Genomic DNA, 15,700 nt, shown 5'->3' on the forward strand with positions numbered 1-15,700 from the left:
TATGAACCTATCAAATGCTCAGCGTCAGATTGTTGAAGCTCCTATGAATTTAGCTGTCCAGGTGCTTGCATCAGCTGGTTCAGGTAAAACACGAGTGTTAACAGAGCGTGTTCGTCATATTTTGGATAAAACTAAAAAAGAAGGCATCATAGCTCTTACCTTCACGAATAAAGCAGCGGAGGAAATGAGTGCACGTTTAGCTGACTTTGAACAAGTAGAAGATAGGGTTTGGATCGCTACAATACATTCGGTAGCACAGCGTATTTTGGAGAAATATGGACACACCGTTGGTTTACCCACGGAGTTACACATATATGATAGAGACAAAGACCGAATGGAGGTCTTCATTCAATCTTTACGTGAAGATGGCATTAATATAGATGAGTATCTAAATATCACTGATTCAAGAGAATTAAAAAGCAGAGAGAAAAATCTGCAATCCTTTATGGATATATTCTCGAAAATCAAACGAGAGTTACTTACAGATCTTGAGGTGGCCGAACTATATCCAGATAATAACATCTGGAAAATATATCAAGACTATCAGTCAGCGTTGCTTAATAGTGGCGGTATCGACTATGACGATATTTTGGTATATGCACATAAAATCCTCTTAACACATGATTGGATCGCAAAAATATACCGAGCCCAGTATAAACATATTTGCGTTGATGAAGCTCAAGATCTTAATAAAGCGCAGTATGAGTTTATCAGGGTTCTTTGCGGTGATGCTATAAAAAGTATTTTAATGGTAGGTGATCCTAATCAAATGATTTATGGGTTTAACGGGTCCTCGAAAGATTATCTCTGCACCAACTTTGTAGATGATTTTACTCCACAACGATTTGAACTTAAAGAAAATTATCGTAGTACTAAAGCTGTTATACGTGCAGCAAACAAATTACGGCCAGGCTCACAAGCAGAAATTGATTATGCCTTAGAAGGTGGTGTATGGATTTCAGAATTTGATACGGAAGAGGATGAGGCTGCTGCGGTTGTTGCCACTATTAAAAAACTTTTGAAGTTGAAAGTGAACGATGAAATTGAAGGTGAAATTTCATTGAGCAATATGGTGATAATTGGTCGTAATCGTTTTGTTTTTGGCAAGCTTGAAAGTTGTCTTAAAGAAAACTCAATACCATTCTCTTTGAGAAAAGGTGAGAAACAACTAGAGCCTTCAACTAGATTCGGTAAGGTATTAGACTATGCTATTCGCGTGAAACTGAACTCTAAAGATTGGGTGGATGGAAGAAAGTTATGTCAAGTATTGAATATTTCTGAGCCGAAAAATTGGACAGCTAATGTATTACGGGAAATGGCAATTCAAATTTCATCATCAGCTGACGAGTACTCTGATGTATTCGCAAAGCTTCTTTCTGCTGTAGATGTATTGGATGTTGAAAGCCCCAAAATCCCTAAGCTTGTAAAGAATTTTAATAGTCTACTAACCTCATTGGTTGAAAATCACAGCGGTATATCAAATGATAAAATCGAAGATATTAAGCTGAGTATTGAAGAGCTTGAAGAATTTAATCAGACTTGGACACGCTTTAAGCGAAAAGGAATCGGAGATTCGCTGGTTACATTTCGTAATGCATTAGCTCTTGGGCAACTGTCACACGATATCCTTGAGAATGGCTTAACATTAAGCACAGTTCACACCATGAAAGGCCTAGAAAAGGATATCGTATTTTTAATTGGTATGTGTGAAGGAGTTTTCCCAGACTATAGAGCGAATACTGCAAAGGAACTTGATGAAGAGAGAAATAATGCGTTTGTTGCCGTTACAAGAGCAAAGCGATGGCTCTACGTATCTTATCCTAAGCAACGAATGATGCCATGGGGCGACAGAAAGTTTCAGCGGAAATCTCGCTTTGTAACGGAAATAGAGTCATGAACAATATAGGCCAGCACAAGCGTGTATCCCAAAATCGTATTGTGCAGTTTTTTCAAATTGACTTGGGTTATAACGTTCTTGCTCGCCCACTTCAAGAGCGCTGTACTTGCAGCGCTCTTGGCTGTACTCCCTCGGTTAGTTGCGGTTACCTGTTTGAAACTAACCGTCGTATTAAGTACCCGTACAAATAGTACATCACCGTTCGATAGAAATTGAGGCTTTACTCAATCCTTCTAACGCCATATTAACGCAATCGCTTAATAGAAGGCTGGGTTCAAAAATAACGTCCTTGAGATTAGATTGCAAGGATTCAACAGCTAGCCTTACTTTAATTAAATCCAAAGTGGTTCCAAAATTTGCCACTTCATCGAATGCAAAATGTATATAGGGCTCAAGGCTACTAATTGATGTATGCCCAGTGTAGCAAACAACTTTTTAGTCCAAATCAAAAAACAGCAAAATAAACTTTAGGCCTAACAATAGGCCCAAATTAAAAGTTGAATTGGATTTTATTATTTTACAATCAATGTACTACAAGCTTAATTCAGACTCCGCCAGCTCCACCAAATTTGGTGGGTCAGTGATAGGACAACGGTTTCAAAACAATAAGTTAGCGAAATCGACAGAACTACACACTGACAATAAAAAGACTTTAAAGTGCACGCCCAATGCGCGTGCATTTTAAAGTTTAGAAAAGCTCACTTCGGTGGGCTTTTTTAGTTTCAATGACCAAGCAAATACATTCTTCCTCTTCAACTTTTATAGCATATTCATCATAAATTATTGCTAAACCCTAGCCGCATACATATAAGTTTTACAATTTTTTCTTAAGAATGAAAATACAAAAACGAGTAAATCTACTGTCATAAAAAATTTCTGGAATAAAATTAGTTACTTACTCTTTTACATAAAAGCTATTTAATAACAATGTTATGAGTCTCTAAAATCTATTATTACAAGGTCATTTTTAGTAAAAACTATCATATTTAATTAGCTCTATTAATCCTATATATGACTGGTTTAAAATAATACAAAATACCTATTCTAAAGAGTTTAAGAGGATCATAATGAAAATACTCTTAATTGAAGATCACGAAAAAACAGCCAATTGGGTTAAAAAAGGGCTAGAAGAAGCTGGATATACTATTGATATTACGAATGATGGTCGTGATGGCCTCTATTTAGCATTAGAAAATGATTACAAATTGATTATTCTTGATATCATGCTTCCCGGAATGAACGGTTGGAATATTTTAAAAATATTACGCACATCAAAGTCAGTCCCTGTGATTTGTTTAACAGCAAGGGATGCTATAGATGACCGAGTTAAAGGATTAGAATTAGGTGCAAACGATTATTTAGTAAAACCTTTCTCATTTTCAGAATTATTGGCAAGGGTCAAAAATCAATTAAGAGTTCAAAAAAATATTTCAACAATTATTGAAATTGCTGACTTAAAAATCAATTTATCTCGTCATGAAGTGGAGCGTAATAATATACAGATCCCAATGACTCGCCAAGAATATTCTTTATTACTTTTTTTTGCTTTACATATTAATGAAATATTACCAAGGACATTAATTGCAAGCGAGATTTGGGGAATTAACTTTGATAGTGATACTAATATTGTAGATGTTGCTATCCGTCGTTTACGAAAAAAAATTGATGATGGATTTGAAATCAAATTAATCGAAACGGTTAGAGGAATGGGATATAGGTTAAATGGAGTCAATAATGAAAACAAAATCACTGAGATTTAAAATTATCTTTTTATTTATCATATTGATGATTGCAAATGCAGGTTTTATGTCTTTAACGCTTTATCAATCGCTTAAAAATGAATTAATATCTCGTGATAATAACTTACTTGTAAATCGTGCAGACCAATTAGTAAAGTTAATTAATAGTGGAATTGATATCAAAACATTACCTATCTATTTTCAACGTATGATGGATATGCAACAAGATATTATTTATATTACGGATGCTAATAATAAAATTTTAGTTGATACTAATTCAGATATTTTATTTGCAGATCATCTAAAAACCACTGATACAAAGAATATAGATTTAAACATGATTACCTCCTGGGAAACAGAATCAGGTGTTCCTGTTTCGGCTATTAACTTTACAATAGAATCACCAATAGGTGTGCTAAATGTAGTGATCGCCAAAGCATCCTTTGTGCGCATCAGTATGCTAAGCGAATATTTAAGTAAAATATTGATTATCTCATTAGCTTCTATTTTATTTATGGGAATATTAAGTTTTTGGTTAATTAAACATGGATTGAGAGATATCCGTTTTCTTAGCCAAATTACGGCTAAAACAGACAGACATACTCTTAGCCAAACCATAAATATCTCACAACTTCCCAATGAACTGAAAAGTTTAGGTGACTCATTAAATATAATGAGAAAAAGGTTAAAAAATGATTTTGTAAAGCTAACTCAATTAGCCGATGACTTGGCTCATGAACTCAGAACACCCATTAACGCTATAAAAGTTCAAAATGAAATTATGTTACAACGCTCTCGTAGCGTAGAAGAATATGAATCAATTATTATTAGTAATATTGAAGAACTGGATAAACTTGCAAAAATAATTGAAAATATTTTATTTATCGCTCGTGCTGAAAATAAAAATATCATTTTAAATAGAGAAAGCTTGGATTTATCGGATCTAATTGATGAAATTTATAACCTATTTTCATTTTATGCAGAAGAAAAACAGATTACCTTATTAAAAGAGCCTACAACATTAACAGTTAGTGCAGATCACTTACTTTTTACTCGCATATTAATGAACCTCATATCAAATGCAATTAAATATTCTCCCGCTAATACACAAGTCGTCACTCAATGTAAAAAAGAAAAAAATCAGTTACTGATTTGTATCAGTAATATTGGTGATGAATTGAATCAACATGAACAAATATTTACTCGTTTTTGGCGTGGTGATAATGCAAGAACAACAGATGGAAATGGCTTAGGCTTATCAATTGTGCAAGCGATTATGACATTACATGAGGGTAAAGTCAGTTACGAGCGTATTGGAAAACATAATGTATTTATTTTAACCTTTCCATGCTAATTACGCGATATGACAAAATTGTCATCTTTTTGTCAGCTTTTTTATAAAACATCTCTGCATAATTAATTTATCAATCAAATATCTTCTTAATTATGTAGAGGTAACTTCATGAAAAAAAACAGGAAAAACAACCTATCAGAAATTACACCTGAATCTGTTTTTATGATGAAACGACGTAATTTACTAAAATTATTAGGCATCGGCGCTGCTGGAATAGCGGTTTCATCCACTGTAAAAGCCGATTTATTTTCATGGCTTACTGAAGATAACAAACCAACAATACCAAAATCATCCCGTAAAGAATTACAATTTATTCAACCTGAAGAATATCAATCTTCATTACAATTAACTCATGAAGATAAGGTAATTGGATATAACAATTTCTATGAATTTGGCCTTAATAAATCCGATCCTGCTAAGTATGCACACACAATGAAAACAGAAGAATGGACATTAACTATTGATGGTGAAGTTAATCGCCCACTTACTTTAAACTTAGACGATATTAATCATAAATTTCAATTAGAAGAACGTATCTATCGTATGCGTTGTGTTGAAGCATGGTCGATGGTCATTCCCTGGGTCGGTTTTCCATTAGCGAGCTTACTTTCTTTGGTTGAGCCCAATAGTCGTGCAAAATATGTTGCCTTTGAAACGCGTTATGCACCACAGGAGATGCGCGGACAAGATAGTCGCTTCATTGGCGGCGGTTTACAATACCCGTATGTCGAGGGATTAAGACTCGATGAAGCGATGAATCCACTCACATTATTGGCGACAGGGGTATATGGAAAATCCTTGCCAAACCAAAATGGTGCACCTATTCGCCTTGTTGTTCCGTGGAAATATGGATTTAAGGGGATCAAATCCATTGTCAAAATTCGTTTAACTGAGTCAATCCCACCAACAACGTGGAATCTTTCAGCACCGCATGAATATGGTTTTTATGCAAATGTTAATCCAGATGTTAGCCATCCTCGTTGGTCACAAGCAACAGAACGCTTTATAGGCACAGGTGGATTAGGTCAAGTTACAAGACAACCAACATTATTGTTCAATGGCTATGGCGACCAAGTCGCACATTTATATAAAGATTTAGATTTGCGGAGAAATTTTTAATGCAACCAATATATGGAATAAAAGTTAAGTTATTAAAAACCATATTCCATCTTATTGGTTTATTGGCTTTCACTTGGCTTATTTATACAATTTATACGCAAAATTTCAGCGCAGATCCTTCAAAAGATATTCAGCATTTTACTGGAATTACAACGTTACGTTTATTAATTATATTAGCTCTGATCCCTATGGTTGCCTTTTACTTAAAATTAAACACATTATTTCAAGTAAGAAAACTATTAGGATTATGGTGTTTTTTTTGGGCTAATTTACATTTAGCAAGTTATCTGCTACTTGAAATAGGTTGGGAAAATATTACTTTCTTTTTTAGCGAAGTTTTTTCCCGTATTTATCTTATTATAGGCGCTTTATGTTGGATAATTTTATTATTGATGGCTATAAGTTCATTTGATTGGTTAAAAAATAAATTTAATCAAGAATGGAAAAGAATACATAGTCTGTTTTATCCACTCTTATTATTAGTCTGTATTCATTATTTTTTATCATTAAAATCGCCAACACCAGAGCCTATTATTTATCTAATTATTATTGGATTAACTTACCTTTTTCGCTTTTGGCAACAGAAAAAAAACAAATCAACTAATATATAAAATAGCCTACCCACCAATTTAATTCTAATATTATATAAATGATCTTGTTAAAGCCTCATTTAAGAGGCTTTAACAAATTGTAATAAACTAAATAGTTGCCTATCAATTCAGTATTAGAAATACAATGATATATCCATAGAAAAATTACGCCCAGGAGCAGTAAAACGTTGTAAACCAAGACGATCACGATCTATTTGATTTGTTGTACCAAATTCTGGCAGACTTCTTAATGCATCCCAAGTACTATATTTTCTATTAAATAAATTAAAAACCCCAGCACGTAATACAATATTTTTATTTACATTATAGTAAGCTGTTGTGTCAAATATAGTATAAGAATCACTAAGATATGGCCATTCACGACCATTCCGTATTGCTTGATTACCTTCTTTTCGTGCTGAATAAGTCATAAATATCCCTGCACCATATTTTTTATCCGCATTATCATAAGATAAGGAAGAAACCCATTTAAAAGGTTGTACAGAAAGTAATGAATCTCCAGAAGCATCTTTTCCGCGTGTATAATTAAATGTATTACGCAATATATATGTATTATCTAAGCCGAATATTTTAGAAAGCCGAATTTCATTCGTTAGCTCAAAACCATAAACGTATGCTGAGGCAACATTACTATATTGAAGATGATTTTGTGGTAATGTTGGCTTATTCCAATAACTATCGCCCATATTAGGATCATACCACGGATTAGGAACTTGTTTTTCGCTCTGCTTAAGATCAATAAAGTTATTGTATTTAGTATAATATACATTTACTTTATTAAATAATTTATCATTATTATAACTTAATGATATTTCATTACTTAATCCTTTTTCTTGCTTTAAATTAGGGTTAGGCTCTAAGCGATTACGAGCATCATTACCTCCATAATCAAAATAAAGCTCTTGAGCTGTTGGAATACGAAAACCCTGCCCAATTTTATATTGGAAAGTATAATTTGGTGTTATGTTATAACTGGTTGATAATGCCAAAGATAAAGCCTGATAATGATTATCAGTGAGATCGCTATCTTTCGCTAAAGATAATTTAGCATTATCTGTATGATGAGAAACATTATCATATCTACTGCCTAAAACTACATTTAATTTGTCATCAAACATTTTTATTTCATCAACAAAAGCAATACTAATATCTTGAGTATATACAGGTCTGATGATGCTATAATTAGATTGATAAGGAACTTTAGGCTTTCCTAGATATTTAGTATCTATATTTTTATTGTTAAGTGTTTTTGTAGAATATGAAGTTCGTAGTGCTAATGAGTGCGTTGTATTAAATAAAGATAATGGCATTAATACTATTTCATTATTAATAAACCTACCATATTGAATGATATTCCTACTATTTTCTTCAAAAATATCATAATAATGACCATTATAATGTTCATCAAACGTAGAGCTAAATGCTTTTTGTTCTATTTTTTGCCAATTAAAGCTTGTCGTCATACTGTCAATATATCTTTCTGGAGTCCACGTATCAGAGAGTGTATATCTAATTCTTTTTGATAAATCATCACCAGTACGATAATAGGAAGAAAATAAGTACCAAGATTTTTCATCTGTATATGTTTTACCCTCACTGTATTCAAAAGTAGCACCTATTTTATGGTTTTGAATACCTAATAGATTAATTTTTGATAGTAAAGAATGACGCGTTTTTTCTTGAGGATCTGGTGTTCCCCTAGCAGAACCGAATATATCATTTTCATGTTTATAATTATTAGTTTCATGCCCATTACGATAAACATATAAGAGCATCCCTTCTACATCTTGTTGGGAAGTTGCAATACCTATCGTTTGCATTTTTTCATTATTTTTAGAAGTATAAACACTACGAGAAACAAATCCCCAATTACCTTCACTAATCAAATCAGCAGGATCTTTAGTAACGTATTTTACAGCCCCTCCTAATGCTCCACTACCTGAAAATATAGAATCAGCACCCTTAGATATAATTACAGACTTTAAATGTTCTGTTTCGATATCATTCATACTTCCATTAAAATAACCATAACCTTTATAAATGGTATTATCGAAGGTTTCTGCTTGAGGGATATCATCAACCTGTATAGCAACACGATCTTTATCAACACCTCTTATTGCATATCCATTATTACCAAAACGTCCTTCGGATGAGACACCGACACCAGGAAGATGGCGAACAATATCTTCCATGCTAAATATTAAATTTTTTTCCAATTGTTCTGAATTTAATGTTTTTTCATTAATTTTTTCTTCTTTTTTTTCAATCACATAAAGAACATCTTCAGATATAGCTTTATTATTAAAAAAAACTATCGAGGTAACAACTAGATAGAGTAACGTTTTTTTCATAAACACTCCTTAATTAATGTATTGAATGATAATTATAATCATTATCATTCAATTCAATAAAAGGAATTGTAATACAATTGAAAATTTAGTTGTTTTATCTAATTAATAACAAATTAATTATATTTATGTTTACATATATTAATTTAAATGCATTCTTTAAGAATAAAAAAGCACAAAATCATAAGTTGCAGTCTTAACCTCAATTGCCTCTTCCATACCTTTAATAATTAAATCAGCTAATTCACTCCAACTCATATGGCGTAGCCATTATATATCGCCATTACTTTTAACTATCTGTTTATGTTGTTTTATGAAAATCACTGGTAAGCCTATTACAAACGTCAAGATATGTCTGATAAACGGGCTTATCATCGAACAACACTCTATCACCATCATTGAAACCATCAATCTCATTACTTGCGAAAAGGAGAGAACTGGTAATCAACAATATATACCCCCATAGACCCTGTTTTTACTGTTACCCATACTGTTCCTTGGTTTTCGATTTTGAATTGCTAATACAAAGTAATTTCCACCGTTCTGTAGAAATTTCTTTTATCCATATACCGTAGTCACATCGGCCAAATTGGTTAGTGCTAAAGCCCGGCGATGTGATCTCATATTCAGTTTGAATATCAAAATACCCACAATGGTATTTCTTTATGGCAGAAAAATAGGTACTGCAAAGGTAATGTAACGACATCTAAAGCTAATGTCACAGGAAGTAATACTCGGGCAATTTTTTCCCCAAACGAGTTTAATTTAGTATGATTAATTTAACACAACTCACCAAACTAGATTTACGTTGGAACAACTTCACCAAAGAACCATCAATAATAAAAAAATTAAGAAATAATGGATGTATTGTTTTTATATAAAAATTAACTAATTAATTATATATCTATTCTCGACTATAAAAATAATTTTCCAGTGCTTCTTCCTATTTTAGGATAGATACACTGGATTTATTTTATAGCTAGGATCAAATCGGATTTCAATTTTAAATAAGTTTTCGAAATTAAAAATCTTTTATTTTCTCTAAAGAGTAATAATCTTCGTGCCTATCATTGTCGCTTTTCCACCTACTCTCACTCGACTAATCGTATTTTCTGTTGAATCAATAATAACGTGAATAAGAGAGGAACATTGCATTGCACGCCCTTGCTCTAATAAAAAATGTGTTTGATGAGGGAAAACATGCTTAACAAGATAGCAGCCTAAAGCGCCACTAGAACTCCCTGTCGCAGATTCTTCATTGATGCCATATAAAGGTGCAAAATTACGGCAATGAGCAGTAATTTCTTTATCTTGACTAAGTTCAAAAACATGAAAACCGATAGTATTAAATTCACGGCTTAAGTTTGCAATCGCTTCAAAATTAGGTTTTAGCGTATCTAATTTCCCAAATTGTACAGGGATCAAAATATCAGGTAGTCCCGTTGAAAATATCTCAATGGGTAAGCCTGTTTCTGAAATAGTTTCGCAATTTATTCCCAGTGCTGCAGCCACTGCATCGATATTTGGAGCTTGACGTGAAACAGGTAGTGTTTGCTCCATAACGATATTTTCAGCATTAATTGCGACACTTAGAATACCTGCTTTCGTTTTTTGTGTGTAATGACCAGAAGCCAATAAGTTGAGTGAAGATAAAGTGAAAAATACCGCTAATGTCGCATGACCGCAAAAATCGACCTCACCTTCAGGAGTGAAAAAATCAACCTTAAAATCCGTCTCTTCACCTTGATAAACAAAAGCTGTTTCAGAAAATCCGACTTCTTTAGCGATGGTAATTTTCTGTTCATCACTTAATTTAGGAGGATTAAGTACCACGCCAGCAGGATTGCCACCTTTATTATTTCGAGTAAATGAGTTTATAAGGTGTACTTTGATCTCGTGCTCTACTGAGCGTATAGCTTCATTTTGCATATATTTCCCGCATTGCTTCGAATAGCATTAAATCTGTGTGTAAAAATAGAGTGTTATAAAATACGCATTAATTAGGGCAAACTTCTGACACGCCATCTAGCCCTTGTTGTCTTTGTTCAAATACGACGTTTTTTTTATCCCCTTCTCGGATAATTTTTAAGATATAAATACTATCAAAATCACTACTTTTCCATTTAGGAATTAATTTAGGATCGCCTCCCTCTTGTTTCATAATATCTCGCGCAACCTTGGTTAAATTATCATGCTCCCAGGCAATAAAAATAACCGAGTTTTCATACTGTCGACTTAACAGTTCCTCTCGTAATGCTTTTATCTCTTTAGCGTGATATTGAAGATGAATAGGCAATGAGGTTTTAATAGCGATAGGTGAAATCGTTTGGAGTGAACGCAATGAATTCCCTAACTTACTCTGTTTAGGTGCCGCGGCGAATAATGCATCAGGTTTGCCAAATTGATTTATAAGCACATCGGGTAGGGCTAATGCTCTATTTAACCCTTTACAGGTCAGTTGCCCACTATCATTATCAGGTTTTTCACCATGTCTTATAAAAACCAGTGTTTGATCGGAATACGCCATATGACTAAATCCTAGAATAAATACGCTCAAAAATATAAATACACTGCGCATACAGCGTTACCTTTAAGTCAATTGAGTATAAGAAATATGGGAAATTAAAACACATCTAATATTAACCATAAACTCACTGAGTTTAAGTCACTCAGTCTATCATAGCCAAAAGTGTTTCAGCGGTGAGCAAATCTTAGATAGCGCATATTTAGCCACTTTTATACTCTATTGACCTTTATTCTACCTTCTAAACGCCTCAAAACTAATTAACAAATATTAAAATCAATCAAACAATTGTTAACAAAAAATAAAGGATTTTTTTTAATTTTTTATTACTTTACACCCAATTTTATAAAGCTAAATGAAACTTAAATACTCAGTACATTTAGATAAAAAATGGAAGAGATCTCTTTTTAATAGAAAAAATAATGTGTTAAAAATCAATACAAGCCTTTTTATCTCCCTTTATTTAGTTTAATGACTAAAGTTCTTCCTCTGCTTACCGATACTGTTTGTTCTTAAATAAGTTACCAATACTTATTAATTATTATTTATCCAGGGTTAAGCATGTTCTTTAAAAACTTTAAAATTCGTACAAAGTTAACCATCGCATTTACAACTTTTGTGATGCTAATTATGTTGGGTTCCAGTTTCGCATTAATGGGTTTAAATAGTGCGAATCAAGATATTCATGATGTCGTTGATGATATCTATCCAGCCACAGTCAGAGCCAACTTACTGATTAATAATTTCAATGAATTTATTATATTTCAGCAACTTACTATGCTTGATGAGCAAGGAAGTTTAGCGGCTGAGCAAGAGAGCAAAAAAGCAGAGATCACCGCTAAAGTTGCGCAATTACTGAAAGAATTAGACGAAACCACACACGATGCTGAATCAAAAAAAATCTTAGCTGAGGTTTATGAGATCCGTCAGCAATATATAAACTCTCAAAACTTTGTGGTGAAGGCATTTAATGAAAATAACAAACACGCCGCTGTCAATGAACTGATCACAAAAACTTCCGCTATTCAGTTAAAGTATCGCGATAAAATATTAGAGTTTATCAAATTACAAGACAAAAAAATGGAAGAGGCAGGTGACGCTGTTGAACGTGATTTTATTGAGAAAAGGATCTTTTTAGTCTTATTAACCCTCATCAGTATTATTGTGGGTAGTATTTTAGGATGGTTTATTACTAAAGGCATTACTCTTCCATTAGAGAAAGCAATAAATTTTGCTAAAGCGATTGCCAATGGTGATTTAACACAAGAAGTGAATATTGATTATCATGATGAAGCAGGAATATTATTACAAGCCCTTGCTGAAATGAAAACGCACCTATTAGAAGTTGTGCAAAATGTACAAAACAGCGCTGAAAATATTTCGTCAGCAGCAGAGCAAATTACAGCTGGTAGCCAAAATTTAGCAGCAAGAACAGAAGAACAAGCAACATCAGTAGAAGAAACGGCAAGCTCAATGAAGCAAATGACATCAACTGTTAAAAACACCGCAGATCATACTCATGATGCGATTAATGTTGCTGAAAAAACTGAAATCGCCGTACATCATAATGGCGAAATAATGCTTCAGCTAACTGAAAAAATGAGAGCCATTAATAGCTCATCATCTCAAATGACAGATATTATTAACTTAATTAATGCCATTGCATTCCAAACTAATATTCTTGCACTAAATGCCGCTGTTGAAGCCGCTAGAGCGGGTGAACATGGTAAAGGTTTTGCAGTTGTTGCTGGTGAAGTCAGACTACTGGCACAAAAAAGTGCAGACTCCGCTAATGATATACGCACTCTTATCGATAATTCATCAACTCAAACACAAGAAGGAATGGAATTAGTTGAACAAGCTGGCTCACAAATCCAAAAAATGATCGCTGATGTCGAAGAGATCAGTGCGCTATTGCGTGAAATTGGGCAGGCAAGTAATGAACAAAGTGATGGTATATCGCAAATCAATAACGCTATAAGTCAGCTTGATTCAACAACTCAACAGAATGCGGGATTAGTTGAGGAATCGGTAGCTGCTGCAAGTTCACTTAATGAACAAGCACTTAATCTGAATAAATTAGTGAATTACTTTCAGATTAAAAGTATCTAATATTTAGTTGAATAAGTTTATTGAAAAAATAAAGGTCACTAGTCTTCTATCATAGTGACCTTTAAACGTGTTTTATGTATGTTCCAAACGGCTATACGAATAAATAAACTCAACCAAAGACGTGAGTTAAATGTGCTTTATATTCAGCAATATCATTCTCAACCGTTGGCTCTTTAATAACATCATTGACCATAAAAGTCGGTAATTGAGATAATCCTAAAAATTGTTGTGACTTGTGGAAAGCGAAATAAACACCATCAACACCTCTGCCATCAAAAAAATTACCAAATTCATTAAAGGCTTCAACAGGCGCATTCCACGTTACAGAGATCATGTATTTCTTACCTTGTAACAGCCCCCCTGTACCGTATTGCTTTTTAGGATCACGACGCGTACGCCCATCGTTCTCATATAACTTGCCATGACCAAATGTATACACATCATCCATATATTTTTTTACTTTCCACGGCATCATCATCCACCAGCCAGGCATTTGATAAATAATGGTGTCTGCCCATAGAAATTTCTCGATTTCGTCGTCAATATCATAGCCATCTTCTATTTGGGTTTCTTTAACGCTATGACCTAATGTAACTAAATGCTCAGCAGCAACATCATGTAGTGTACGGTTTAATTGACCAGCAGAATGACCGAAGTTTTGACCACCATTAATCAATAAAATATTCATGCCAACTCCTAAATTTTCTCTTGCGATACGTTTAATAGAGTTAATTTAACAGGAAATAAAAAAATTCGCACACAACATCAAAATCTATAGAAAATTAAAATTCAGGATTATTTTCTTATTATTAAAAATTAACAAAGATAATTAAGAATAAAAAACCAAAATAGACCACTTTTACGATTGGGTATATTAATAATAGAGATTATTGCTTTTTAGGCAAAAGTCTATTGTTGTTCAGGCTATTTTGTTAAACCGTTGGCTGTTATAACATTAATAAGAATATCTTCTAATCTGATAGGATCGTCTTACTATCACACCAAGATAAACTGTAAGAAATTAAGGATATTAGTGTGCTAAAAGTTACAGCTTTAATGTGTCAGATAAATATTGAGTTAAACTATCAATAAAAACGCGGATACGTTGGCTCACCACGCGATCACTATAATAAACAGCATGAAAAGGTAATGGTATAGATTGTAATTTATCGCTAAATAGCTCAACTAGTTTGCCTTCTTGAATATCTTTATTCACCATAAAATCAGATAAACAAGCAATCCCTTCACCACTCACGCATAATTGCCTTAATGTTTCGCCACTGTTTGAAGATATCCCTTCTGTTACCGTAATTAATGCATTTTTTTCGATTTCTAAAGGCCATGTATTTAATGAAACTGGCTCAGTAAATGTTAAACAAGTATGTTCGCTCAATGCTTGCGCTGTTGTCGGAATTCCTTTTCGCTCTATATATTTTGGCGAAGCAATAATTTTACGATAGCTATTAAATAAAGGGCGAGCACGTAAACTTGAGTCTGTTAAATGGCCAACTCGTATGGCCACATCCACTTTACGCTCAATTAAATTCACAAAAGTTTCTGATGAGACTAATGACAAAATAATATCAGGGTATTGTTGGCGAAAAATAGAAATAAAAGGGATCAACAAATGTAATACAACAGGAGTTGCCGCATCGATACGCAGTAAACCTTTAGGTGAATTTTGTGTGCCATATAACTCATTTTCAGCGGCTTGCATTTCCTGCAAAATAACTTTCATTCGCTGAAAATAAAGTTCACCTTCTATGGTAAGATCAATTTGGCGGGTCGTTCTATTCAGTAAATTAACACCTAATTTATCTTCTAATTTCTTCACTGTTCGGCTGACGGCTGAATTAGCCAGATTCAGTTTATCAGCTGCTTTTGTAAAGCTTTTATGTTCAACAACTTCAACGAATACTCTCGCTTCTTCTGACGTTGCTTTCATACAATAAGTTCCAGTGCTATTAGGTAGTATATTGGGATTTAAGGATACGGA

At 33.4% G+C, this 15,700-nt stretch carries 11 protein-coding genes and 1 pseudogene; 6 read left to right on the forward strand and 6 right to left on the reverse strand.

Annotation, left to right across the window (positions count from 1 at the left end):
* Position 1 precedes the first annotated feature (1 nt).
* The 5 genes from JEP71_RS04635 (at position 2) to JEP71_RS04655 (ending at position 6,720) form a co-directional block, all read left to right on the forward strand.
* A complete protein-coding gene (locus JEP71_RS04635) occupies positions 2-1,897 on the forward strand; it encodes an ATP-dependent helicase (RefSeq protein ID WP_198625832.1) in 1,896 nt (631 codons plus the stop codon).
* A gap of 1,067 nt (positions 1,898-2,964) precedes the next feature.
* Positions 2,965-3,657: a response regulator transcription factor HprR gene (hprR, locus tag JEP71_RS04640; RefSeq protein WP_099074890.1), complete on the forward strand. Its 693-nt coding sequence runs from the start codon at positions 2,965-2,967 to the stop codon at positions 3,655-3,657.
* The gene (locus tag JEP71_RS04645) at positions 3,632-4,990 is read left to right on the forward strand and encodes a heavy metal sensor histidine kinase (RefSeq protein ID WP_160230560.1); all 1,359 of its coding nucleotides are present in this window, start codon (positions 3,632-3,634) and stop codon (positions 4,988-4,990) included. The genes hprR and JEP71_RS04645 overlap by 26 nt, the downstream gene beginning before the upstream one ends.
* A gap of 108 nt (positions 4,991-5,098) precedes the next feature.
* Complete coding sequence (gene msrP / locus JEP71_RS04650; protein WP_196534133.1) at positions 5,099-6,109, forward strand: protein-methionine-sulfoxide reductase catalytic subunit MsrP; 1,011 nt, start codon at positions 5,099-5,101, stop codon at positions 6,107-6,109.
* Positions 6,109-6,720 (forward strand): protein-methionine-sulfoxide reductase heme-binding subunit MsrQ, encoded by a 612-nt coding sequence (locus tag JEP71_RS04655; RefSeq protein WP_198625833.1) that lies wholly within the window; start codon positions 6,109-6,111, stop codon positions 6,718-6,720. Before msrP ends, JEP71_RS04655 begins: the two co-directional genes overlap by 1 nt.
* A 113-nt stretch (positions 6,721-6,833) precedes the next feature.
* Here the strand turns inward: JEP71_RS04655 and JEP71_RS04660 are convergent, their stop codons facing one another.
* From JEP71_RS04660 to JEP71_RS04670, 4 genes and pseudogenes are all read right to left on the reverse strand, one after another.
* Positions 6,834-9,071 carry a TonB-dependent hemoglobin/transferrin/lactoferrin family receptor gene (locus JEP71_RS04660; RefSeq protein ID WP_196534134.1) on the reverse strand — a complete coding sequence of 746 codons (2,238 nt, stop codon included), beginning with the start codon at positions 9,069-9,071 and terminating at the stop codon, positions 6,834-6,836.
* Positions 9,072-9,245: 174 nt separating this feature from the next.
* Positions 9,246-9,335: pseudogene (locus JEP71_RS17525) on the reverse strand (hypothetical protein); the annotation flags it as partial.
* A 774-nt stretch (positions 9,336-10,109) separates the two neighbouring features.
* Positions 10,110-10,997: a PhzF family phenazine biosynthesis protein gene (locus JEP71_RS04665; protein WP_198619705.1), complete on the reverse strand. Its 888-nt coding sequence runs from the start codon at positions 10,995-10,997 to the stop codon at positions 10,110-10,112.
* A 67-nt stretch (positions 10,998-11,064) separates the two neighbouring features.
* On the reverse strand, positions 11,065-11,646 hold the full coding sequence (locus JEP71_RS04670; RefSeq protein ID WP_198619704.1) for a histidine phosphatase family protein: 582 nt from the start codon (positions 11,644-11,646) through the stop codon (positions 11,065-11,067).
* Between the two features lie 507 nt (positions 11,647-12,153).
* On the opposite strand from JEP71_RS04670, the gene JEP71_RS04675 reads away from it, so the two are divergent.
* Complete coding sequence (locus JEP71_RS04675) at positions 12,154-13,704, forward strand: methyl-accepting chemotaxis protein (RefSeq protein WP_198625834.1); 1,551 nt, start codon at positions 12,154-12,156, stop codon at positions 13,702-13,704.
* A 109-nt stretch (positions 13,705-13,813) separates the two neighbouring features.
* Here the strand turns inward: JEP71_RS04675 and JEP71_RS04680 are convergent, their stop codons facing one another.
* Entirely contained in the window at positions 13,814-14,392 is a 579-nt protein-coding gene (locus JEP71_RS04680; RefSeq protein ID WP_198619702.1) for an NAD(P)H-dependent oxidoreductase, read from the reverse strand.
* 357 nt (positions 14,393-14,749) lie between these two features.
* A complete protein-coding gene (yafC, locus tag JEP71_RS04685) occupies positions 14,750-15,649 on the reverse strand; it encodes a DNA-binding transcriptional regulator YafC (RefSeq protein ID WP_198625835.1) in 900 nt (299 codons plus the stop codon).
* Positions 15,650-15,700: the final 51 nt, after the last annotated feature.

Origin of the sequence: Proteus sp. PR00224 (assembly GCF_016238105.1) — a bacterium.
GTDB lineage: Bacteria > Pseudomonadota > Gammaproteobacteria > Enterobacterales > Enterobacteriaceae > Proteus.

Coding starts and splice junctions, on each gene's coding strand:
- JEP71_RS04665 (WP_198619705.1), bottom strand. CDS start 10,997: ATGCAAAATGAAGCTATACGCTCAGTAGAGCACGAGATCAAAGTACAC.
- msrP (WP_196534133.1), top strand. CDS start 5,099: ATGAAAAAAAACAGGAAAAACAACCTATCAGAAATTACACCTGAATCT.
- JEP71_RS04645 (WP_160230560.1), top strand. CDS start 3,632: ATGAAAACAAAATCACTGAGATTTAAAATTATCTTTTTATTTATCATA.
- JEP71_RS04660 (WP_196534134.1), bottom strand. CDS start 9,071: ATGAAAAAAACGTTACTCTATCTAGTTGTTACCTCGATAGTTTTTTTT.
- JEP71_RS04680 (WP_198619702.1), bottom strand. CDS start 14,392: ATGAATATTTTATTGATTAATGGTGGTCAAAACTTCGGTCATTCTGCT.
- JEP71_RS04655 (WP_198625833.1), top strand. CDS start 6,109: ATGCAACCAATATATGGAATAAAAGTTAAGTTATTAAAAACCATATTC.
- JEP71_RS04670 (WP_198619704.1), bottom strand. CDS start 11,646: ATGCGCAGTGTATTTATATTTTTGAGCGTATTTATTCTAGGATTTAGT.
- JEP71_RS04675 (WP_198625834.1), top strand. CDS start 12,154: ATGTTCTTTAAAAACTTTAAAATTCGTACAAAGTTAACCATCGCATTT.
- yafC (WP_198625835.1), bottom strand. CDS start 15,649: ATGAAAGCAACGTCAGAAGAAGCGAGAGTATTCGTTGAAGTTGTTGAA.
- hprR (WP_099074890.1), top strand. CDS start 2,965: ATGAAAATACTCTTAATTGAAGATCACGAAAAAACAGCCAATTGGGTT.
- JEP71_RS04635 (WP_198625832.1), top strand. CDS start 2: ATGAACCTATCAAATGCTCAGCGTCAGATTGTTGAAGCTCCTATGAAT.